General features: G+C 70.6%; 22 protein-coding genes. 18 read left to right on the plus strand and 4 right to left on the minus strand.

Translation table 11 applies throughout. The annotated features are described in order from the left end of the window. Window positions 1-38 precede the first annotated feature (38 nt). A complete protein-coding gene (locus FM119_RS06565; RefSeq protein WP_087136879.1) occupies window positions 39-611 on the plus strand; it encodes a TetR/AcrR family transcriptional regulator in 573 nt (190 codons plus the stop codon). 109 nt (window positions 612-720) lie between these two features. Here the strand turns inward: FM119_RS06565 and FM119_RS06570 are convergent, their stop codons facing one another. Next, window positions 721-1,119 (minus strand): bleomycin resistance protein, encoded by a 399-nt coding sequence (locus FM119_RS06570; RefSeq protein ID WP_087136880.1) that lies wholly within the window; start codon window positions 1,117-1,119, stop codon window positions 721-723. A gap of 107 nt (window positions 1,120-1,226) precedes the next feature. Between FM119_RS06570 and FM119_RS06575 the strand changes: the two genes are divergently transcribed. From FM119_RS06575 to FM119_RS06585, 3 genes are read left to right on the plus strand one after another with little or no spacing between them, the layout of a single operon-like run. Then, on the plus strand, window positions 1,227-4,991 hold the full coding sequence (locus FM119_RS06575; RefSeq protein WP_087136881.1) for a chromosome segregation SMC family protein: 3,765 nt from the start codon (window positions 1,227-1,229) through the stop codon (window positions 4,989-4,991). Window positions 4,992-5,000: 9 nt separating this feature from the next. Continuing rightward, window positions 5,001-5,873 (plus strand): signal recognition particle-docking protein FtsY, encoded by an 873-nt coding sequence (gene ftsY / locus FM119_RS06580; RefSeq protein WP_087136882.1) that lies wholly within the window; start codon window positions 5,001-5,003, stop codon window positions 5,871-5,873. Next, a complete protein-coding gene (locus FM119_RS06585) occupies window positions 5,873-6,379 on the plus strand; it encodes a hypothetical protein (protein ID WP_087136883.1) in 507 nt (168 codons plus the stop codon). Before ftsY ends, FM119_RS06585 begins: the two co-directional genes overlap by 1 nt. 33 nt (window positions 6,380-6,412) lie before the next feature. Here FM119_RS06585 and FM119_RS06590 read toward each other — a convergent pair whose 3' ends face one another. After that, entirely contained in the window at window positions 6,413-7,447 is a 1,035-nt protein-coding gene (locus FM119_RS06590) for a lipoyl synthase (RefSeq protein ID WP_087136884.1), read from the minus strand. Further along, window positions 7,444-8,145, minus strand: coding sequence for a lipoyl(octanoyl) transferase LipB (gene lipB / locus FM119_RS06595; protein ID WP_087136885.1), 702 nt, complete (start codon window positions 8,143-8,145; stop codon window positions 7,444-7,446). The genes FM119_RS06590 and lipB overlap by 4 nt, the downstream gene beginning before the upstream one ends. A gap of 103 nt (window positions 8,146-8,248) precedes the next feature. Between lipB and ffh the strand changes: the two genes are divergently transcribed. Both ffh and FM119_RS13885 read left to right on the plus strand, forming a co-directional pair. Continuing rightward, window positions 8,249-9,811 (plus strand): signal recognition particle protein, encoded by a 1,563-nt coding sequence (ffh, locus tag FM119_RS06600; RefSeq protein WP_087136886.1) that lies wholly within the window; start codon window positions 8,249-8,251, stop codon window positions 9,809-9,811. A gap of 2 nt (window positions 9,812-9,813) precedes the next feature. Continuing rightward, on the plus strand, window positions 9,814-10,557 hold the full coding sequence (locus FM119_RS13885; RefSeq protein WP_143822640.1) for an META domain-containing protein: 744 nt from the start codon (window positions 9,814-9,816) through the stop codon (window positions 10,555-10,557). A gap of 21 nt (window positions 10,558-10,578) precedes the next feature. Here FM119_RS13885 and FM119_RS06610 read toward each other — a convergent pair whose 3' ends face one another. Further along, entirely contained in the window at window positions 10,579-11,718 is a 1,140-nt protein-coding gene (locus FM119_RS06610; protein WP_087136887.1) for a glutamate--cysteine ligase, read from the minus strand. Between the two features lie 377 nt (window positions 11,719-12,095). Between FM119_RS06610 and rpsP the strand changes: the two genes are divergently transcribed. The 12 genes from rpsP (at window position 12,096) to FM119_RS06670 (ending at window position 20,388) form a co-directional block, all read left to right on the plus strand. Then, window positions 12,096-12,524, plus strand: a complete 429-nt coding sequence (rpsP, locus tag FM119_RS06615) for a 30S ribosomal protein S16 (RefSeq protein ID WP_087136888.1) — start codon at window positions 12,096-12,098, stop codon at window positions 12,522-12,524. 2 nt (window positions 12,525-12,526) lie between these two features. Then, entirely contained in the window at window positions 12,527-12,763 is a 237-nt protein-coding gene (locus FM119_RS06620; RefSeq protein ID WP_087136889.1) for an RNA-binding protein, read from the plus strand. A gap of 1 nt (window position 12,764) precedes the next feature. Further along, the gene (gene rimM / locus FM119_RS06625) at window positions 12,765-13,385 is read left to right on the plus strand and encodes a ribosome maturation factor RimM (protein WP_087136890.1); all 621 of its coding nucleotides are present in this window, start codon (window positions 12,765-12,767) and stop codon (window positions 13,383-13,385) included. 8 nt (window positions 13,386-13,393) lie between these two features. After that, entirely contained in the window at window positions 13,394-14,128 is a 735-nt protein-coding gene (trmD, locus tag FM119_RS06630; protein ID WP_087136891.1) for a tRNA (guanosine(37)-N1)-methyltransferase TrmD, read from the plus strand. A gap of 19 nt (window positions 14,129-14,147) precedes the next feature. Beyond that, window positions 14,148-14,636: a hypothetical protein gene (locus tag FM119_RS06635; protein WP_087136892.1), complete on the plus strand. Its 489-nt coding sequence runs from the start codon at window positions 14,148-14,150 to the stop codon at window positions 14,634-14,636. 156 nt (window positions 14,637-14,792) lie between these two features. Further along, the gene (rplS, locus tag FM119_RS06640) at window positions 14,793-15,140 is read left to right on the plus strand and encodes a 50S ribosomal protein L19 (protein ID WP_087136893.1); all 348 of its coding nucleotides are present in this window, start codon (window positions 14,793-14,795) and stop codon (window positions 15,138-15,140) included. A 114-nt stretch (window positions 15,141-15,254) separates the two neighbouring features. Continuing rightward, window positions 15,255-15,959: a signal peptidase I gene (gene lepB, locus FM119_RS06645; protein ID WP_245827354.1), complete on the plus strand. Its 705-nt coding sequence runs from the start codon at window positions 15,255-15,257 to the stop codon at window positions 15,957-15,959. 49 nt (window positions 15,960-16,008) lie between these two features. Then, window positions 16,009-16,584, plus strand: a complete 576-nt coding sequence (locus FM119_RS06650) for a ribonuclease HII (RefSeq protein WP_338065663.1) — start codon at window positions 16,009-16,011, stop codon at window positions 16,582-16,584. 10 nt (window positions 16,585-16,594) lie between these two features. Continuing rightward, window positions 16,595-16,918: a DUF2469 family protein gene (locus FM119_RS06655; protein ID WP_087136999.1), complete on the plus strand. Its 324-nt coding sequence runs from the start codon at window positions 16,595-16,597 to the stop codon at window positions 16,916-16,918. 190 nt (window positions 16,919-17,108) lie between these two features. Further along, window positions 17,109-17,459 carry a YraN family protein gene (locus tag FM119_RS06660; RefSeq protein WP_087136895.1) on the plus strand — a complete coding sequence of 117 codons (351 nt, stop codon included), beginning with the start codon at window positions 17,109-17,111 and terminating at the stop codon, window positions 17,457-17,459. Then, window positions 17,459-19,012, plus strand: a complete 1,554-nt coding sequence (locus FM119_RS06665) for a YifB family Mg chelatase-like AAA ATPase (protein WP_087136896.1) — start codon at window positions 17,459-17,461, stop codon at window positions 19,010-19,012. Before FM119_RS06660 ends, FM119_RS06665 begins: the two co-directional genes overlap by 1 nt. Continuing rightward, window positions 19,009-20,388: a DNA-processing protein DprA gene (locus FM119_RS06670; RefSeq protein WP_087136897.1), complete on the plus strand. Its 1,380-nt coding sequence runs from the start codon at window positions 19,009-19,011 to the stop codon at window positions 20,386-20,388. Before FM119_RS06665 ends, FM119_RS06670 begins: the two co-directional genes overlap by 4 nt. The last annotated feature ends 36 nt before the right edge of the window (window positions 20,389-20,424 follow it).

Here is a 20,424-nt window from a genome sequence, read left to right on the forward strand (position 1 = left end):
TTAGCTATGAGGCTATGGTCAATAGCTATGCTTGTCCCGTGCCCACCCCGGACCGGACCTCACTCGACGCCATCGTCGCCGCCGCGCGCGACATCCTCGAGGCCGACGGCCTCGCCGGACTCACCATGCAGCGCGTCGCACTGGCGGTCGGCGTCAGGGCGCCGTCGCTGTATAAGCGCGTCCGCAACCGCGACGAGCTCATCCGGCTCGTCGCGGAGTCCAGCTTCGCCGAGCTCGCCGAACGGCTCGACGCGGCCGCTGACCTCGCCGACGGCGCCACGAGGTTCCGCGCCTTCGGCCACGAGCGCCCCGCGGCGTTCCGACTGATCCTCGCGCCGGGTGCGGGTGCGGGTGCGGGTGCTGGTGCTGGTGCGGGTGTGCCCGTGGTGGGGGACGAGCACCGCGCCGCTGCGAGCGCGACCGTCATCCGACTGGCCGGTCAGGTCGCGGGGGAGCGGCACGCGCTCGACGCGGCGCGCACCCTGACGGCCTGGGCGGCCGGCTTCGTGCTCATGGAGCTCAACGGCGGCTTCGCCCTGGGCGGCGACGTCGAGGCGGCCTGGGCGTTCGGGCTGGACGCGGTCGTCGGGTCTCTCACGCCGCGCGGCTGAGACGGTCGGGTGCGGGTGCGGGTGCGGGTGCGGGTGCGGGTGCGGGCACGGGCCCGGGCGCGAGGTAGGCCAGGGGCCGACGCCGCCGTGCGAGGCGACGCCCGGGCGATCAGAGGATCTGAACGAGACGGATGAGGTACCCGTCCGGGTCCAGGACGAGGTACTCGCGCTGACTCTCCCAGCCGTCGCCGACGCGAGAGCGGCTCTCGTGCAGCTCCCGGAACGCGTCGTGGCCTGCCGCGAGCAGCCGGTCGCGCGCAGCCGACACGTCCGGCACCTCGATCTGAAGGTTGAGGCCGCGGCCACGGGGATGCTCCGGCGCGGCCGTGACCCACGCGCTCTCGTGGTCCTGCTCGAGCATGATCTGGGCGCCGTCCAGGTCGAGATACGCGAACGGCGGGTCCTCGCGGGTGTACCGGACGGCGAAACCGACGCCGTCGACGTAGAACCGCAGGCTCCGCGCGAGTTCGGTCACGGTCAGCTCCGGCACCAGCGGGTTCCACTCCATGACGCGATTGTGGCAGAGGCGCGGCCTCACCGCCCCGCCTGCCCGGCGCGGGCCCGCCCATCGGATAGCGTTGATCCAACGCCGTCGTGCCGTGGAAGGGGTGTCGCGTGTATCTGAAGAGCATGACGCTCCGCGGCTTCAAGTCGTTCGCGCAGAAGACCACCTTCGCCTTCGAGCCGGGCGTGACCTGTGTCGTCGGCCCCAATGGCTCGGGCAAGTCGAACGTCGTGGACGCCCTCGCCTGGGTGATGGGTGAGCAGGGGGCGAAGACGCTCCGCGGGGGCAAGATGGAGGACGTCATCTTCGCCGGCACGTCGACGCGCGGCCCCCTCGGCCGCGCGGAGGTCAGCGTCACCATCGACAACACCGACGGCGCCCTCCCCATCGACTACAGCGAGGTGACGATCTCGCGCACGCTCTTCCGCAACGGCGGCAGCGAGTACGCCATCAACGGGCGCTCCGTGCGGCTGCTCGACGTGCAGGAGCTGCTGAGCGACTCGGGCCTCGGCCGTGAGATGCACGTCATCGTCGGGCAGGGCCAACTGGACTCTGTGCTCAGGGCCAGCGCCGAGGAGCGACGCGGGTTCATCGAGGAGGCGGCGGGGATCCTCAAGCACCGCAGGCGCAAGGAGCGCACGGTCCGCAAGCTGGACGCCATGCAGGCCAACCTCACTCGGCTCAACGACCTCGCCGGGGAACTCAGGAGACAGCTCAAGCCGCTCGGCAAGCAGGCGGAGGTGGCGAGGGAGGCGCAGGGCATCCAGGCCGTCCTCCGTGACGCGCGGGCCCGGCTGCTCGCGGACGAGGTCGTCGGGCTCCGGCGCCAGCTGGGCGAACACGACCGCTCCGAGCAGGAACGGCACACCGAGCGGATCGTGTTGCAGGAGAAGCTCGAACAGAACCAGATCCGCTCGGCCAGGATCGAGCAGGACCAGAGCAGCGACGCCGTCGACGGTGCCCGCGCCGTGCTCTTCGCCCTCGAGTCCGTCCACCAGCGCCTGCGCAACCTGCACACGCTCACGCAGCAGCGACTGGCGCTCCTCGACGCGCAGGAGGAGTCCGCGCAGGTCACCCGGACGGTCACGGAACAGGCGGTGACGGAGGCTCGCGAGGAGGTCGCCGCGCTGCGCGAGGCCATCGGGGGTGCCGAGCGCGCCGTCGAGCAGGCCAGGGCCGCGACGGCCGGACGGCGGGAGGCGCTGGACGCGATCGACCGCGAGATCCAGGCGCAGGCCGAGCTCGTCTCGGCGCACGACCTGGAGCTGTCCACCCTGCAGGGTGCGGCCGATGCGGCGGCATCCCGCCTCGCCGCCGTCCGTGGCGAGGCACAGCGTCAGAGCGCCGCAGCCGCGGACGCGGAACAGCGCGAGTCGGCGGCGATCGCCGAGCAGGAGCAGCTGCGCGCCTCCGCCCCGACGGCTCCCGAGGAGGGCGACGACGTCAGCGCCCGCTACACCGCCGCGCAGGCCGAGGTCATCGACCGGGAGGCAGCGCTCGACGCGGCGAGGACCGCTCTGCACGAGGCGCAGAGCGCCAGGGACTCCCACGCGGCCAGGGCGGCCGCGCTCGGCAGGGCGCTGGAGGTGTCGGCCGGCGGTTCGGAGCTGGACCTGGACGGGGTGCCCGGCGTCGTCGGGCTCGTCGCCGACAGCGTCCACCCCCGTGCCGGCTCCGAGGCCGTCGTCGCCCGCGCGCTCGGATCGCTGGCTGAGGCCGTTCTCGTCGACGACTTCGCGGCGGCGTCCCGGGTGCTGGCGCTCGCCGCAGAAGCCGACACCTCGGTCGATGTGGTGGTCGCCGGGGCGGGCAGGCCGGAGGTGAGCGGCGGCGTCCCGGCCATGACCCGGGTGTCGGAGTTGGCGACGGCCCCCGACGGCGTGCTCGCCGTCCTCGACCTGTTCCTGCTCGCGGAGGACCTCGACGGTGCCGTGGCGGCGCTTGCCCTCGCCCCCGTGGCGATGGGCGCGGTGACGGCGGCGGGGGAGGTCGTGACGGCGTCGACGCTCTCCGGCGGTGGCTCACGCGAGCGGGGCCGCATACAGCTCACGGCCGAACGCGATGCCGCGGTCGCCGAACGCGACGCGGCAGCGACGGCGGCCGTGGGGCGGGACGAGGAGCTCGTGGCGGCCCGTGTGGCTCTCCGCGCGGCCCAGGAGCGGAGCACCTCGGCTCTTGCCGCGCTGCGTGAGCAGGACGGCCTGCTCGCCGAGTACAACGAGCGCGTCAACGGCCTCCGCGTCCGCGTCGATGCCGCGCGAGCGGAGCGGGAGCGCGCGGGTGCGGCGCAGCTGGCCGCCTCGGCGGCGCTCCGCGATGCCGAGGCACTGGCCGCGTCGACGTCGGCGGCGGTGGACGTCGCGCGGTCGAAGCCCCGACCGATCGTCGACGCGCACGCGCGGGATGAGGCCGCCGCCGAGCTCGAGCGCGCCAGGGATGAGGAGATCGAGGCGCGCTTCGTCGTCGAGACCGCGAAGGAGCGCGTGCGCCAGGCGGAGGGTCGTGCCGCCTCGCTGCGACGCAGGCGCGAAGCCGAGGGTCAGGCGGCTGAGGCAGCCGCGCGAAAGGCCGTCGTCCGGCGCCGCCAGCGTGAGGCGGCCGAGCGTGTCGCCGCGTCGTTGCCGGAGCTCATCGCCTCGGCGGAGCGGTCTGTCGCCGAGGCCAGGGTGCGCCTGGTCAGGGCGGAGGACGAGCGCCGCGAGCAGAACGCCGAGCTCGCGGAGCTGCGCAGGGACGGGGCTCAGCTGCGGGACCGTCTCCAGCTCATCACCGAGGACGTCCACTCCCTCGAACTGCAGATCTACGAGAAGAAGCTGCAGCTGTCGAGTCTACTGGAGCGGGCGGCGAGCGAGCTCGGCCTGGTCGAGCAGGTGCTCGTCGCCGAGTACGGTCCCGACCGTCTCGTCCCCCGCGACGGCGAGGACGTCGCCGAGATGGCACGGCGCGCCGTCGCACGCTCGCGCGCCCGCTCGGCCGCGGCGTCGGCGGACGCCGACGTGCCCGTGCCGTCCCCCGACGCGGACGTGACCGTCGCCGGCGGTGCCGAGGCGGAAGCGACCGAGGCCACTGTGACTGCTGCGTCGACCGAGGCCGCCGCCGTGCCCGCGGACCCGGCGGAGTGCACCCCGGACGGGGACGGGCCGGACGGCGACGTCCCGGACGGGGACGGGCCCCTGACTCCCGAGGACGGCGTCCCCTTCGTCCGCGCCGAGCAGCAGCGTCGCCTGGCGAGGGCGGAGCAGATGCTCTCGCGGCTCGGCCGGATCAACCCGCTCGCGCTGGAGGAGTTCGCCGCGCTCGAACAGCGGCACCTCTTCCTCACCGAGCAGCTCGCCGACCTGGCCAAGACCCGCAGCGACCTCGAGACGATCATCACCGAGCTCGACGAGCGCATGCAGCTGATCTTCCGCGAGGCGTTCGAGGACACCAGGGAGGCCTTCAACGAGGTCTTCCCCGTTCTGTTCCCCGGCGGTACGGGGACCCTCGCACTCAGCGACCCGGACAACCTGCTGACGACGGGCATCGAGGTCAGCGTCCGCCCCGCGGGCAAGAAGGTCGAGCGGCTCTCGCTGCTCTCCGGGGGCGAGCGCTCCCTCGCAGCGGTCGCGCTGCTTGTGGCCATCTTCAAGGCCAGGCCGAGCCCGTTCTACATCATGGACGAGGTCGAGGCGGCGCTGGACGATGCCAACCTCGGTCGGCTGCTGCAGATCTTCGAGGACCTGCGCGCCAGCTCGCAGCTCATCGTCATCACTCACCAGAAGCGGACGATGGAGATCGCGGACGCCCTCTACGGCGTCTCCATGCGGCAGGACGGCGTGTCCGCCGTCGTCGGCCAGCGCATCAGGACAGACGGCGAGGAGTCCGAGGCAGGATAGCCTGGGAGCATGGCACGAACTCCCTGGTCCCTCGGCGGCGCCCTCCGCGGGCTCTTCACGAAGGCGACGATCGACGACAGTACCTGGGACGACCTGGAGTCCGCGCTCATCACCGCCGACTTCGGCCCCGACATCGCCGACGAGATCGTCGAGGAGCTGCGCCGCAACGTCGCCACCTACCGCACGACGGATCCCGCCGACCTGCAGCGCATGCTGCGCGAGACGATCGAGGAGCGGCTCGCGCGCTACGACACGAGCCTGGTCCTGACCGAGCGGCCGGCCGTCGTTCTCGTCGTCGGCGTGAACGGCGTCGGCAAGACGACGACGATCGGCAAGTTCGCGCGATTCCTGCGCACGCACGGCCGCACGGTGGTCGTCGGCGCGGCCGACACCTTCCGCGCGGCCGCGGTCGAGCAGCTGGCCACCTGGGCTGAGCGTGCCGGGGCCGAGGTGGTCCGCCCGCAGCACGAGGGGCAGGACCCCGCCTCGGTTGCCTTCCAGACGGTCGAGTACGCGAAGCGGACGGGGACCGAGATCGTCGTCATCGACACCGCCGGCCGGCTGCAGACCAAGTCCGGCCTGATGGACGAGCTGTCGAAGATCCGCCGCGTCGTCGAGAAGCAGGCCCCGGTGTCGGAGGTGCTTCTCGTGCTCGACGCCACGACGGGTCAGAACGGTGTCGCGCAGGCGGAGGCGTTCATCCAGCACGCCGGTGTCACCGGTCTCGTCCTGACCAAGCTGGACGGCTCGGCGAAGGGCGGCTTCGTCCTCTCCGTCCAGGAGCGCACGGGACTGCCGATCAAGCTGATCGGCCAGGGCGAGGGCATCAACGACCTCACCGGGTTCACCCCGCACGTCTTTGCACAGAAGCTCGTCGGCTGATGGCGGCGAGGGAGCACGACTACTTCGGTGCGCTCGGCGCCGCGCCCCGGTTGTGGTCGGAGACGATCGAGGTCGGCGAGCAGCGTGTCGAGGTGGTGCTTCGGACCGACTCGGCGGTCGAGTCCAGCCCCGGCGCTCTGGAGGCCGCGGCCGCGCTCATCGCCGCGGCGGAGGGCCTGGACCTGCGCGGGCGCAACGCGATCGTCGCGGGTATGGGGGAGCGCGGCGGTGACGTCACGCTGTTCCTGCAGGCGGCCGTCGACGAGCTCGGGGACGAGCTGGAGGACGTGCTCGTGGACCGGTCGGGTGACGTCGAGATGGACCTCATCCGTTCGCTGCTTTGGGAGAGGCTCGACATCGGTGTCGACAGCACCGGCGAGGGCGAGCCGTTCGCCCGCCTCGTCTACGGGATCGACTCGGACGCGACCGATCAGCGGATCGCTGTGTCCCTCGCCGTCGATCTGGCGACGGTCGCGATCCAGGTGCTCGACGGCATCGACGACTGACCCCGCCCCGCGGGCCGCTGTTCGGCGCCACGCTCAGCCCGCGGCGCGTTGACCGTCGGCCGCGCGGGGGACCGCCGCAGCGCGGAGGAATCCCGACTCGCGGGCCTGGCGGGCCAGATGGGTCAACTGCGGCGGGACGGTGCGGCCGGTGGCCTGCATCGCCGTCGCCCAGAGCCGTCCGGCCCGGTAGCTGGAGCGCACGAGCGGACCGGCGAGTACGCCGGCGAAGCCGATCTCCTCGGCCTCCTCCGCGATCTCGACGAACTCCTGGGGCGGGAGCCACCGGTCGACGGGGAGGTGCCGCGGTGTGGGGCGCAGGTACTGCGTGACCGTGATGATGTCCGTCCCCGCCTCGTGCAGGCCCTGCAGCGCGTCCGAGATCTCCTCGCGCGTCTCACCCATCCCGAGGATGAGGTTCGACTTGGTCACCAGCCCGTCGGCGCGTGCGAGCCGCAGGACGTCGAGCGAGCGCTCGTAACGGAACGCGGGGCGGATGCGCTTGAAGATCCGGGGGACGGTCTCGACGTTGTGCGCGAAGACCTCAGGGCGGGAGTCGAAGACGAGCTGGAGCAGCTCGGGGTTGCCGGAGAAGTCGGTGGCCAGCAGCTCCACCCCCGTTCCGGGGTTCAGCTCGTGGATCTGCCGCACCGTCTCGGCGTGCAGCCAGGCTCCCTCGTCGTCGAGGTCGTCTCGGGCGACGCCGGTCACGGTCGCGTATCTCAATGCCATGGTGCGCACGGACTCGGCGACGCGTCGGGGCTCGTCGGTGTCGTAGTCGGCCGGCTTGCCCGTGTCGATCTGGCAGAAGTCGCATCGCCGGGTGCACTGCGAGCCTCCGATGAGGAAGGTCGCCTCCCGGTCCTCCCAGCACTCGAAGATGTTGGGGCAGCCGGCCTCCTGGCACACCGTGTGCAGCTCGGTGTCGGCCACGAGAGCGCGCATCGCGGTGTACTCGGGGCCGGTCTTCGCCGTGGTCTTGATCCAGGGCGGCTTGCTCTCGATCGGGGTCTGCGCGTTGCGGACCTCGAGCCGGAGCAGCTTGCGTCCCGACGCGGTGGGGGCGCTCATCGTGCTCCTCCGGCCAGCGACCCGCTGCGCGGTGGGGGAGTGCTGTCGTGCCCTGTTCCGGCGCCGGCGGTGAGCAGCGCCTCCGACACCGTGGTGGCGATCACGTCGAGCAGCTGGGCGGGGGTGACGGTCCGTCCGAGAACAGTGCTGATGCTGGTGACCCCGCGGTCGGTGATGCCGCACGGGACGATGCGGTCGAAGGGGGACAGCTCGTTGCTGCAGTTGAGTGCGAAGCCGTGCCTGGTCACGTTGCGTTCGACCCGCACGCCGATCGCGGCGATCTTCGACTCGGATCCGCCGGGGTCCCTGACCCAGACGCCGCTGCGCCCGGCGACGGTGTACCCCGTGATCGACGCTGTCCGCAGCGCTGCGATCAGGCCCTGTTCGAGGCGTCGGACGTGGGCCACGACGTCGAGCGGCTGGGGGAGTCGCACGATCGGGTACCCGATGAGCTGTCCCGGTCCGTGCCAGGTGATGCGCCCGCCGCGATCCACCCGTTCGACCACGGCAGGGGGCTCCGGCAGCTCTGAGCGGCGGGTCTGCGCGCCGGCGGTGTACACCGCCGTGTGCTCGAGCAGGAGCATCGTGTCTCCGGCGCGGTCGGCAACGCGCTCGGCGTGCAGGCGGCGCTGCTCGGCGAGCGCGGTGCGGAAGGGGACGTAGCTGGGGGCGAGGCCCAGAGGGATGACGTCGATCACGACACCAGTAGACCATTAAGTAGACCGAGTCCAAAAAGTCGAATCGATCGGGGGAGGAGCGTGGGTCGGTCGTGGAGGATCCGACGGCTAAACTGGTCGCCAAATGGCTACTTTCGGAACTCTCTCAGACCGCCTCGCGGAGACCTTCAAGAATCTGCGCACCAAGGGCAAGCTCTCCGCCTCGGACGTCGACGGCACCGTCCGTGACATCCGACGCGCGCTCCTCGAGGCCGACGTCGCCTTCGAGGTGGCGAAGACGTTCAGCACCACCGTGCGCGAGCGGGCCCTCGGTGACGAGGTCAACCGCGCGCTCAACCCGGCGCAGCAGGTCGTCCAGATCGTCAACGAGGAGCTCGTGGGCATCCTCGGTGGCCAGCAGCGTCGGCTGGAGTTCGCGAAGAACCCGCCGACGGTCATCATGCTCGCCGGCCTCCAGGGTGCCGGAAAGACGACCCTCGCCGGAAAGCTGGCGAAGTGGCTGGCCAAGGAGGGGCACACCCCGCTCCTGGTCGCCGCCGACCTGCAGCGCCCCAACGCGGTGACCCAGCTGGGCGTCGTGGCCGAGCAGGCGGGTGCGGCGATCTTCGCGCCCGAGCCGGGCAACGGTGTCGGGGACCCGGTCACGGTTGCCAAGAACTCGATCAAGTACGCCAGGGACAAGCAGTACGACACGGTCATCGTCGACACCGCCGGCCGTCTCGGCGTCGACGCCGAGATGATGGACCAGGCCGCGAGGATCCGCCGGGCGGTCGACCCCGACGAGGTCCTGTTCGTGATCGACGCGATGACCGGTCAGGACGCGGTCGCGACGGCGAAGGCCTTCCAGGACGGGGTCGACTTCACCGGGGTCGTGCTGTCGAAGCTCGATGGCGACGCGCGCGGCGGTGCTGCGCTCTCGGTGGCCTCGATGACGGGGCGGCCGATCATCTTCGCCTCCACCGGTGAGGGACTCGACGACTTCGAGCCCTTCCACCCCGACCGCATGGCCAGTCGCATCCTCGACCTCGGTGACATCCTCACCCTCATCGAGCAGGCGCAGTCCGCCTTCGACGAGGAGGAGGCGCGCAAGGTCGCGGAGAAGTTCGCCACCGACACCTTCACCCTCGACGACTTCCTCACCCAGATGCAGCAGCTGCGCAACATGGGCTCCCTGAAGAAGATGATGGGGATGCTCCCCGGCATGGGGCAGATGAAGCAGCAGCTGGACGGGTTCGACGAGCGCGAGATCGTCCGGACCGAGGCGATCATCCAGTCGATGACCCGCGCCGAGCGGGTGAACCCCAAGCTGCTCAACGGCTCACGCCGGCTCCGCATCGCGCGCGGAAGCGGCATGACCGTGACCGACGTCAACCAGCTGGTCGCTCGATTCGAGCAGGCCGCCAAGATGATGAAGACCGTCGCCAAGGGCGGCGTTCCCCAGGTCCCGGGTATGGGCCCCGTTCCCGGTGCACGCGGCGGCAAGTCGCGCAAGCAGCAGAAGACGAAGAAGGGCTCCCGCTCGGGCAACCCGGCCAAGCGGGCCCAGGAGCTCCAGTCCGGCGCGGCGGATCGCGCGGCCGCACCGAGCGGCTCGGGCTTCGGCGTCGCCGGCGGGGCATCGTCCCAGCCGAGCGAGGACGACCTCAAGGCGCTTCAGGGCTTCCTCGGGCGCGGCGGAGGGGCTTGAGCATGCGCGCGTCGGCGCGGGCGCTCGTGGTTCTCGGTGCACTGTGCGCCGTGCTGCCGCTGGCGGCGTGCTCGCCGCGCGCCTCGGCCGAGATGCTCGGCGAGTGGAGGACGGGACTGAGCTACGACGGCGACGAGCCGTACCTGCTGCTGGAGGAGAACGGGCGGTGGTCGGCGTCGGACGGCTGCAACACCGTGGTGGACGCGCGCTGGTCGCTCGGCGCGGACGGGGCGCTGACGGTCGACGACCAGCCGATGACGATGATCGGTTGCGACGGCGACGCGGTGCCGTCGGCGTTCAGCACGGCGCGATCGGTGACGGTCTCGGACGGGACCCTGGTGCTGCACAGGGACGAGGGCGACGTCGTCCTCGTCCGACCCGGCGCGGATGCGCCCGGGCTGACGGCGCAGGAGCTGGCCGGCCGGTGGGCGGACGTCGACGCTCCGGAGGTGGTGCTCGACCTCGCCGCGGAGGGAACCCTCAGCGGCTCGGACGGCTGCAACCGGCTGATGGGCTCGTGGGAGCTCCACGACGGCCGTCTGCAGTGGCAGGGCGGGCTCGCCACGACCCGGATGCACTGTCCCGGTGTCGACACCTGGCTGAGCGGATCGGCCTTCGCACAGCCGCGCGGCTTCGGCAGCTGGCTGCGGATTCTCGACGCCGACGGGGTCGAGCTGGGGCATCTGCAACGCTCAGCCCCCGACGCCGCCGATCCGTCGGCGACACCGGATCCCGGAGGGAGCTGAGCGCCAACGGGCGTCCAGGCGTCAGCGGGTGCCGAGGCCTTCTCTGAGCTCGCGGGCGAGTGCGGCCACGACCGCGGACAGGTCCCCGGCTGACGCCGTGGCGTTGGCCCGCTGCCTCTGATAGCTCCCGCCCCTCCTGGCGATGTCGGCGACGAAAGCGAGCTCCCTGGCGCAGCCCAGATCTCCGGCGATCCCTGCGAGCCGGTCGAGCCAGAGTTCGAGGTCGTCGGTGACGAGGCGTTCATCGCCGTCCGCGGAGACGATCAGCTCCGCGTCGAGCCCGTACCGTGCCGCGCGCCACTTATTCTCGCTGACGAACCAGCGCGGGAGCGTGACAAGGGGGCGACCCGCGTCGAGCTCGCGGTTGAGGTGCTCGACGAGGCAGTGGATGAGCGCCGCGACCGCGGCGAACTCGTCGACCGTCGAGGTCGCGTCGCAGGAGCGCATCTCGAGGGTGCCCCAGCGTGGCGCCGGGCGGAGGTCCCATCGGACCTCGGTGCAGTCGTCGATGACCCCGGTCCGCGTCATGTCCGTGACGTAGCGCTCGAACTCGGACCACGCGCGGAACTGCTGGGGGAGCCCCGCCGTGGGCAGCTGCTGGAACATCAGCGCGCGGTTGGAGGCGTAGCCGGTGTCGACCCCGGCCCAGAACGGGCTCGAGGCGGTCAGCGCCTGCAGGTGGGGGCTGAGCGTGAGCAGCCCGTCCAGTAGCGGGAGCACCCGGTCGACGCTGTCGACGCCGACGTGGACGTGGACGCCCCAGATCATCATGTTGCGGCCCCACCACTGGGTCCGGTCGATGAGCTTGTGATAGCGCTGCTTGTCGGAGATGGGCTGCTCGAACCACTGGCCGAAGGGATGCGAGCCGGAGGAGATCAGATCGATGCCCCTGGGGGCGGCGACGGCCCTGACCTCGTCGAGCTGGTGCCGGAGGTCGTCGATGGCCCCGCCGGCGGTGGTGTGCACGCCGCTGACCAGCTCGACGGTGTTCTGCAGGAGTTCGCCGGTGATGTGCGGGTGGGGCGAGCCGTCGGGGAGCCGAAGGGCGTCGAGGACCTCGTCGGCGCGCTGGACGAGGCCGCCGTCGTCGGGATCGACGAGCGCGAGTTCCCATTCGAGACCGATGGTCCCCCGTGCGGACGGGGCGAAGTCGATGTCCATTGACCGCCTGACCCGACCCCTGCGGGGCCGTCTGCCGCCATCCTGCCAAATGCCGCGGCAGCGGAGAAATCGGGGATCATGGATCGTCATCTGCCCGGAGGCGTCGTGCTGGAGCGCCGGGTGCGGGCGTGGTGGTCGCGGGGGCTGGCCGACGTGCTGTCGTGAGGCACGGCGGGCCGTGGCGAGCGGGCGACACGGTCGCGGCACGCGCGCGGGATTACCCATCGGGGCGAGGAATCTGACAGAATGATCCGTTGAGTGCGCTCTGCCCGACCCTCTATCAGGCAGAACGCGACACCATTCAGCTTTCGTACCGAGTGTGACCCCACCTTTCGGTATCGAGCACGTCACGCACACACACGAAACTCAGGAGAATTGTGGCTGTCAAGATTCGTTTGAAGCGGTTCGGCAAGATCCGCGCCCCCTACTACCGCGTCGTCGTCGCGGACTCGCGCACCAAGCGCGACGGTCGCGTCATCGAGGAGATCGGCAAGTACCACCCCACCGAGGAGCCCTCGATCATCGAGATCAACTCCGAGCGTGCCCAGTACTGGCTCGGCGTCGGCGCACAGCCGACCGAGCAGGTCGCTGCTCTGCTGAAGCTCACCGGCGACTGGGGCATCTTCAAGGGCGACAAGGACGCGAAGTCCACCGTCAAGGTTGCTGAGCCCAAGGCGGCGTTCGTCGCCGACGAGGCCAAGAAGCCGGTGCTCAAGCCCAAGGTGGAGAAGGCTGCTGAGCCCGCCCCCGCCGAGGCTGAGGCCGAGACCGAGGCCGCCGAGGCGACTGCTGAGGAACAGGCCTAACATTGCTCGACTCCGCACTCGCGCACCTGGTCAAGGGGATCGTCGATCACCCTGACGACGTGCGTGTCGTCGCGAAGGACACCGCCCGTGGCGAGGTCCTCGAGGTTCGTGTGAACCCCGAGGACCTCGGCCGGGTCATCGGTCGTTCGGGGCGCACAGCCAAGTCCCTGCGCACGCTCGTCGCCGCCCTGGCGGACGGCCGTCGTGTCCGCGTCGACGTCATCGACACCGACGCCTGACGTGAACGCTGCAACGACCCCCGCGCCGCAGCTCCGCGTCGGGCGCCTGACGAAGGCCCATGGCCTGAAGGGCGCCATCAAACTCGAGCTCTTCACCGACGACCCGGAGAAGCGCTTCGTCCCCGGCGCCGTCTTCACCCTGCAGGTGCCGACCTCGTCGCCCTGGCACGGGCGAACGCTGACGCTCACCCAGCTGCGCTGGTTCAACTCTCACCCCGTCGGATTCTTCGACGGCGTCGACGACCGCACCGCGGCGGAGGGGCTGGCGAAGGCCATCCTCTGGATCGACGACGACTCCGACGAGGACCAGGAGGACGACGCCTGGCACCACCACCAGCTCATCGGCCTCGACGTGGTCCGCGACGGCGTGGTTCTCGGAACCGTCGCCCGGATCGATCACCTTCCCGCACAGGATCTCCTGGCCGTCGACACTGCGTCCGGCGAGGTGCTCGTGCCCTTCGTCCGCGCGCTCGTCCCCGAGGTCGATGTCGCAGGCGGCAGGATCGTCGTGACCCCTCCGGCCGGCCTCTTCGAGGAGGTCGCCGACGGCGCCGATGACGACGCCGACACCGGCACCGACGATGGGGCCGATACCGACGGCACCGACGTCGGCTCCGACTGAGCCGACCGATGCGAGTCGACATCGTCACGATCTTCCCGGCGTTCTTCGACGTGCTGGATCTGTCCCTCATGGGCAGGGCGCGGAGCAACGGCGTGCTGGACGTGCGCATTCACGATCTGCGTGACCACGCCCACGACCGTCATCGCACGGTCGACGACACCCCCTACGGCGGCGGCGCCGGAATGGTCATGAAGCCGGAGCCGTGGGGTGAGGCGCTCGACGCGATCCTCGCGGACGCCGACGACCCTCTCGTGGTCTTCCCCTCGCCGGCGGGACAGGTGTTCCGTCAGTCCACCGCCCATGAGCTGAGCGAGGAGCAGCACCTCGTGTTCTGCTGTGGTCGTTACGAGGGCATCGACCAGAGGGTCATCGACGACACCGCCGGCAGGTCGAGGACGATGATGCTCAGCATCGGAGACTACGTTCTCAACGGCGGCGAGTCGGCGACGATGGTGGTGCTCGAGGCCGTCGCTCGCCTCATCCCGGGGATGGTCGGCAACCCCGAGTCGCTTCTGCACGAATCCCATGAGCAGGACGGGCTCCTGGAGTACCCGGTCTACACGAAGCCCTCGTCGTGGCGGGGCCATGATGTCCCCCCGGTGCTTCTCAGTGGTCATCACGGACGTGTGGGGGAGTGGCGGCACGCGCAACAGCTGGAGCGCACCCGACTCGTCCGCCCCGAGCTGCTCCGCGCCGAGGACCCGCGTCCCGCTGACGGCGAAATCGGGCGGGAGCCCAGCTGAGGCTCCGTATCATGGGAGCATGACACTGCGACGCGCGCTCTACCGCTGGATGTGGATCGCCTGCCTGGCACTTCCGGCCTGGACCCTGCTCGGCTGGACGCTGTTCTCCCGGGGCGGATGGGCGCTTGCCGGCGTACTTCTGGCGCTGCCGCTGCTGTTCATCGCACTCTCCGGAGTCGCCGGGGTGACGGCGCTTCGGCCTGGCGTCCGTGGCGAACGCGCCCTCGAGTCCCGCGACGCCGTCATCCTGCTGCTCTGGCATGCCTCGATCGTCGTGTTCGGCACGTTCCAGTTCGATGCAGGCTGGACGGTCACGGCGATGGTCCTGCTCGGGCTCGTCGCGTTCTGGAACGCGCTGTGGCGTCTGATCGTCGCGCTGCGCCGCAAGGCGGCGGAGTTCACCGCCGAGTACCAGCAGATGCGCACCCCGCCGTCGGTGACGAAGCCGGAGCCCGACTGGCAGGGAGAGATGATCGTCATCGACGAGGACCAGCCGCGCCGGGACTGACGCCTTTGCATGAGCGGTGCCGTTCTGGCATCATTGACCCTTGTGCTCGGACAGATCTCTGCTTCCGGGGAGATCACCGCACGGCGGAGAGCACACCCCCATTCATCAGATTCCTACCCCGCGGTTGACCGGACGCCGCCGCAGAGAGCGAAAATAATGAGCATTCTGGATCAGGTTGACGCCGCATCGCTGCGTAGCGACATCCCCGAGTTCCGCGCCGGTGACACCCTCAAGGTGCACGTCAACATCGTCGAGGGCAACCGCTCGCGTGTGCAGGTCTTCCAGGGTGTCGTGATCGCTCGTCAGGGTGACGGCGTGCGCGAGACCTTCACGGTCCGCAAGGTCAGCTTCCAGATCGGTGTCGAGCGCACCTTCCCCGTGCACTCGCCGATCATCGACAAGATCGAGGTCGTCTCCCGCGGTGACGTCCGCCGTGCCAAGCTCTACTACCTGCGCGAGCTTCGCGGCAAGAAGGCGAAGATCAAGGAGAAGCGCGAGAACTAGGCCGCGCCCACCCCGTCTCGAGCGAGCTCCCCACCCCTACACTGGTGGGGAGCTCGCTCTGTGAGCGTCAACGAGAGGACACCAGGCGTCGTGACGTCGGAAGAACAACCACTTGTGCGGCCGCGTCGCCCCGCTCGGAGGAGCGGTTTCCTCGGCTTCCTCCGGGACCTGGTCATCATCGTCGTGGTGGCGGTGGTCATCTCGTTCGTCGTCAAGACGTTCCTGGTCCGTTCGTTCTACATCCCCTCGGGGTCGATGGAGAACACCCTCCAGATCGACGACAGGATCCTGGTCAACCAGCTGGTTCCCGAGGTGGTCGGCCTCGAGCGCGGGGACGTCGTCGTCTTCAAGGATCCGGGAGGGTGGCTCGAGGGCTCGGGCGTTCCGCCCACGGCCTCGTCGTGGCTGACGAACCTGATCGGCCTCACCAGCCCCGACGACGATGAGCACCTCATCAAGCGGGTCATCGGCCTGCCGGGCGACCACGTGGAGTGCTGCAACGCCTCGGGACAGCTCAGCGTCAACGGGGTCCCCATCTCGGAGCCGTACGTGCTTCTTCCCGCGGGAAAGGAGAGCGTGTCGGAGCGCGAGTTCGACGTGACCGTTCCGGAGGGCTCGCTCTGGGTCCTCGGCGACAACCGCTACAACTCTGCCGACTCGCGGTACAACCAGGACAAGCCCGGTCAGGGCTTCGTCCCCGTCGAGAACGTGGTCGGTCGCGCGTTCGTCATCAGCTGGCCGGTGTCGCGCTGGAGCGTTCTCGGCAACTACCCCGAGGTGTTCCGCGGCGTCCCCGACACGGCCGATGCCGGCGAGTGACCCGCACGATCACGTCGAACGGGCACTGATCGCGGAAGGGTCGCGCCTCGTGATCGGTTGCGACGAGGTGGGCAGGGGGGCGATCGCCGGCCCTGTCGCGGTCGGGGTGAGCGTTTTCCGCACCGATGTTCCCGCCCCGGACGGGGTGAGGGACTCGAAGCTGCTGTCCGCGAAGCGTCGGGCGCTGCTGGCGCCGCTGATCAGCGAGTGGACGCCGTCCGCTGTCGGCTACGCGGATCCGGAGGAGATCGACCGCGGTGGGATCGTCGCCGCGCTGGGAGCGGCGGCGAAGCGCGCACTCGCCGAGCTGCACACCAGGGGTGTCGCGGTGGCGCAGGCCACGATCCTTCTCGACGGGAGCGCTGACTGGCTCTCACCCGTGCTGAGCAGTCCGCTCGACGTCCGCGCCCGTGTCAAGGCGGACCGCGACTGCATCAGCGTGGCCGCGGCCTCGGTGGTGGCGAAGGTCGCCAGGGACGAGCTCATGACGGCGGCCGCGCTGAGACATCCTGGTTATCTCTGGGAGAGCAACAAGGGCTACGGCAGCGGAGCCCACTATGCGGGTCTCGCTGAGAAGGGCCCGAGCCCGCTTCACCGGCTCACGTGGCTCCACGAACGCGGATAAGATGGTGGCGATGGACGACGAGGAACTTGAGGACTACGACCGCGAGGTCGAGCTGGCGCTGTATCGCGAGTATCGCGACGTGGTCGGCCAGTTCGCGTACGTGATCGAGACGGAGCGACGGTTCTATTTGGCGAACGAGGTCAGCCTCGACCGCAAAGACACCGAGCACGACTTCTACTTCGAGTTGAACATGAAGGACGTCTGGGTCTGGGACGTGTACCGCTCCGACAGATTCGTGTCGTCGGTCCGCGTCCTCACATTCAAGGACGTCAACGTCGAGAAGCTGTCCCAGCGGGACTTCGAGCTTCCCAAGGACCTCTCGCTCGACAAGTAGCGTCTCCAGGCGGGCCCGCCGTTTCGAGGCGTGCGGTACCGGCCGACCCGTCTGTGGCCCCGAGTACGGCTGCCGGGGGTCCCTGGCTCCTCCACAGCGATCCGCTCTCCGGTGCTGTGCCCGGATGCGCGCGGAGCATTCCTGCTCGCCCGGGGACGGCCGACGATGGCCGTGTCGGAGGGGGAGCGGGATGCAGACACGGATCGAGACCGGTCGATGGGGAGAGGACCGCGCGGCTGACTACCTTCGGTCGCTCGGGTACACGGTCATCGCGCGGAACTGGCGAGGTGCCGCGGGCGAGGTGGACATCGTCGCCGCCCTCGGCGGACGCACCGCCATCGTCGAGGTCAAGACGCGCCGAGGGACCGGCTTCGGCCACCCGCTCGAGGCGATCACACCGATCAAGCTGCATCGGTTGCGGGTGCTCGCCGCCCAGTGGGGGCGCGAGAACCCCGGCCATGGCCCGCTCCGGATCGACGCCGTCGCCGTCGTCGGCACTCCCGCATCCTGGCGCATCGAGCACCTGACGGCGATCGGCTGATGGCCGTCGCACGCACGTGGGCGGTCGCGGTGGTGGGGATCGGGGGAACGGCCGTTGAGGTCGAGGCCGACCTGGGTGCGCAACTGCCGCGGTTCAGCATCATCGGCCTCGCCGATCGCGCTCTGGCGGAGGCCGAGGACAGGGTCAGGCAGGCCGCGGCCAACGCCGGCGTCTCCTTGCCTGCCAGACGGTTGACGGTGAACCTCGCCCCGGCCGACCTGCCCAAGCACGGGACGGGCTTCGATCTGGCGGTCGCTCTCGCCGCCCTCGCTGCCGGGGGCGTCGTCGACGCGGCGAGGATCGATCGTGTCGTGCACATCGGCGAGCTGGGGCTCGACGGCCGCGTCCGCTCCGTTCCCGGAGTCCTTCCGGCGTGCATCGCCGCGCGCGACGCCGGCTTCACGACGGTCGTCGTTCCTGCCGACAACGTCGACGAGGCTCGGCTCGCCGCAGACGACCTGCAGGTCCTGCCCGTGTCCACGCTCAGGGAGGCGGTTCTCGGCTGCGCCGATGACGATCAGCGCGCACGGCTGGAGGCCCAGCCGGTGCCTGCTCTGGGTGCTCGCTGGGCTCCGCGTCGGAGCGGTGATGCATCGCGTCCGCATCCCACGTCGGTCGTTCGCTCCGACTTCGCCGACGTCCACGATCAGGACGACGCCATCAGGGCGGCGCAGATCGCCGCAGCGGGAGCGCATCACCTGTCGATGGTGGGGTCACCGGGCACGGGGAAGAGCATGATCGCGGAACGTCTCGCCGGGATCATGCCGCGCCTGGACGACCACAGCGCGAGAGAGCTCAGCTGCATTCGCTCCATCGCGGGGGAGGGCGCGCTGACCGCACTGGAGAGAACCCCGCCGTTCGTCGCGCCACACCACACGGCGTCGACCGTCGCGCTGCTCGGTGGCGGGAGCGGTCGCATCAGGCCGGGGGCGGTGACCCTCGCCTGTCACGGCGTGCTCTTCCTCGACGAGGTGTCCGAGATGAGCCGACACACACTCAACGCCCTGCGCCAGCCCATCGAGACGGGCGAGGTCCGGATTCATCGCGCGAGCGGCAACGTCACCTTCCCCGCGCGATTCCAGCTCACCCTCGCCTCGAACCCCTGCCCGTGCGGATTCGCGGGAACGGGCGAACGCGAGTGCACCTGTAGCCCGGATGCTCTCCGGCGGTACCGCTCGCGGTTGGCTGGGCCGATCATGGACCGTATCGATGTGCGGGTGCGGGTCGCGGCCCCGCGGCGAACCCGGCCGGGCTCGCAGGCGACGACCGCCCGGCTCGCTGAGGCCGTCGACAGGGCGCGCCGTCGTGCGGTGGAACGAGCGGGCAAGCCCAACGCCGCGCTTTCCCGCGCCGAGCTCGGCACGGCGTCCCTCGCGATACCGCCGTCGGCTCGTCGGCACCTCGACCAGGCATGGGACAGGGGCATCCTCAGCATGCGCGGGTATGACCGGGTACGCCGGGTCGCGTGGACGATCGCCGACCTGGAGGACCGGGACCGGCCCGGAGCGGACGACGTGGATCAGGCGCTGTATTTTCGCCGAGGCGAAGCATGACGGGCACCGGGCGCGGAGTCGACCGCCGTCGATCGGGTCACGCGACAGGAGGCGCCCCCTCGGTCGAACGCCGCAGCGTCGACGAGTGCCTGGGCACGGCGGGGCTGGCGCTCGAACTGAGCCAGCGGCTCGTGCCGTGGCGCACGGTGACCGCCGGGGAGGTCGACGACGTCGCCGCGACCGCGATCGTCAGCCTGCTCGGCGGCGCGGATGACGCGGCCGTCGCCGCGATCAGGGCGGTCATCGACCCCGTGCTCCTTCTTGACGCCCTGACCAGGGACTCCGCTGCGCTCCTCGACGCCGTGGTCCCCGCAGGCGCGGGGGCGGGGCGGCAGCGCGATGCAGCACGGTGGCTGCGCGCACGGTGCGCCGAGCAGTCACCGGCGGAGGCGGTCAGGCGTGCGACACGCTCGGGCCTCTGGATGATCACGGCTGCGGTCCCGGAGTGGCCGGAACGGCTGAGTGGCCTGGGCCGGGGGGAGCCTCGAGAGCTGTGGGGGCGCGGCGATGTGGACGCGGTTCGCGTTCCGCCGTCGGGAACGCTGGCGACCGTCGGGGCACGGGCCGCGAGCGGCTATGGCGAGGCGGCAGCCCGTGGCATCCTGGCGGACCTGGCGGCGGACGGCCTCGTCATCGTCTCGGGTGCGGCCTACGGCATCGATGCGGTCGCCCACCGTGTGGCACTCGAAAGCGGTTCGGCCACGGTCGCGGTTCTCGCCTCAGGGGCGGACCTTGCGTCGCCGTCCGGGCACCGTCGTCTGATCGAGCAGATCGCCGAGTCCGGAGCAGTGATCAGCGAGCACCCTCCTGCGACACGTCCGCGGGCGCACGGGTTCCTCCATCGCAACAGGCTGATCGCGGCGCTCGCCGATGCGACGCTCGTGATCGAGGCCGGGGCTCGCTCCGGTTCGCTCAACACCGCAGGCCATGCGGCGACGATCGGACGCCCTGTCGGTGCCGTCCCCGGACCGATCACCGCTCCGGCCTCGGCGGGTTGCCATCGACTCCTGCGCGAGTACGGCGCGATCTGCGTGACCAGCGCCGTCGAGGCCGCCGAACTCGTCGGATGGAACGTCGAGGTGCCGGCGGCTCGGGGACGGCGGCGTTCAGGGCACGCGACTCCGAGCGCCATCGAGGCCGCCCGAGAACATCCGGTCGTCGCCGGTGTCGAGGAGCCGCTCGTCCGGTCGATCGCCCGAAACCCCGGAATGACGATCACAGAGATCATCGATTCCGATTCCGATTCCGGTTCCGGGTGGAAGCGCGACGGATGGGCGGTTCGTGGTCAGCTGGCCGCACTCGAATCGGCCGGGGTGCTCACCCAAACCGACGGCAGGTGGTGGCCCACCGCGCCGAAGCAGAGCTCGGGCGCGTGAGGCTGCCATCGTCCACGGGGCCGTGGGAGCATGGGG

It is taken from the genome of Mycetocola reblochoni REB411, from assembly GCF_900163835.1.
Lineage (GTDB): Bacteria > Actinomycetota > Actinomycetes > Actinomycetales > Microbacteriaceae > Mycetocola_B > Mycetocola_B reblochoni.

Coding starts and splice junctions, on each gene's coding strand:
- FM119_RS06570 (WP_087136880.1), bottom strand. CDS start 1,119: ATGGAGTGGAACCCGCTGGTGCCGGAGCTGACCGTGACCGAACTCGCG.
- ftsY (WP_087136882.1), top strand. CDS start 5,001: ATGGCACGAACTCCCTGGTCCCTCGGCGGCGCCCTCCGCGGGCTCTTC.
- FM119_RS06585 (WP_087136883.1), top strand. CDS start 5,873: ATGGCGGCGAGGGAGCACGACTACTTCGGTGCGCTCGGCGCCGCGCCC.
- FM119_RS06590 (WP_087136884.1), bottom strand. CDS start 7,447: ATGAGCGCCCCCACCGCGTCGGGACGCAAGCTGCTCCGGCTCGAGGTC.
- ffh (WP_087136886.1), top strand. CDS start 8,249: ATGGCTACTTTCGGAACTCTCTCAGACCGCCTCGCGGAGACCTTCAAG.
- FM119_RS13885 (WP_143822640.1), top strand. CDS start 9,814: ATGCGCGCGTCGGCGCGGGCGCTCGTGGTTCTCGGTGCACTGTGCGCC.
- FM119_RS06610 (WP_087136887.1), bottom strand. CDS start 11,718: ATGGACATCGACTTCGCCCCGTCCGCACGGGGGACCATCGGTCTCGAA.
- trmD (WP_087136891.1), top strand. CDS start 13,394: ATGCGAGTCGACATCGTCACGATCTTCCCGGCGTTCTTCGACGTGCTG.
- FM119_RS06635 (WP_087136892.1), top strand. CDS start 14,148: ATGACACTGCGACGCGCGCTCTACCGCTGGATGTGGATCGCCTGCCTG.
- rplS (WP_087136893.1), top strand. CDS start 14,793: ATGAGCATTCTGGATCAGGTTGACGCCGCATCGCTGCGTAGCGACATC.
- FM119_RS06655 (WP_087136999.1), top strand. CDS start 16,595: ATGGACGACGAGGAACTTGAGGACTACGACCGCGAGGTCGAGCTGGCG.
- FM119_RS06660 (WP_087136895.1), top strand. CDS start 17,109: ATGCAGACACGGATCGAGACCGGTCGATGGGGAGAGGACCGCGCGGCT.
- FM119_RS06665 (WP_087136896.1), top strand. CDS start 17,459: ATGGCCGTCGCACGCACGTGGGCGGTCGCGGTGGTGGGGATCGGGGGA.
- FM119_RS06670 (WP_087136897.1), top strand. CDS start 19,009: ATGACGGGCACCGGGCGCGGAGTCGACCGCCGTCGATCGGGTCACGCG.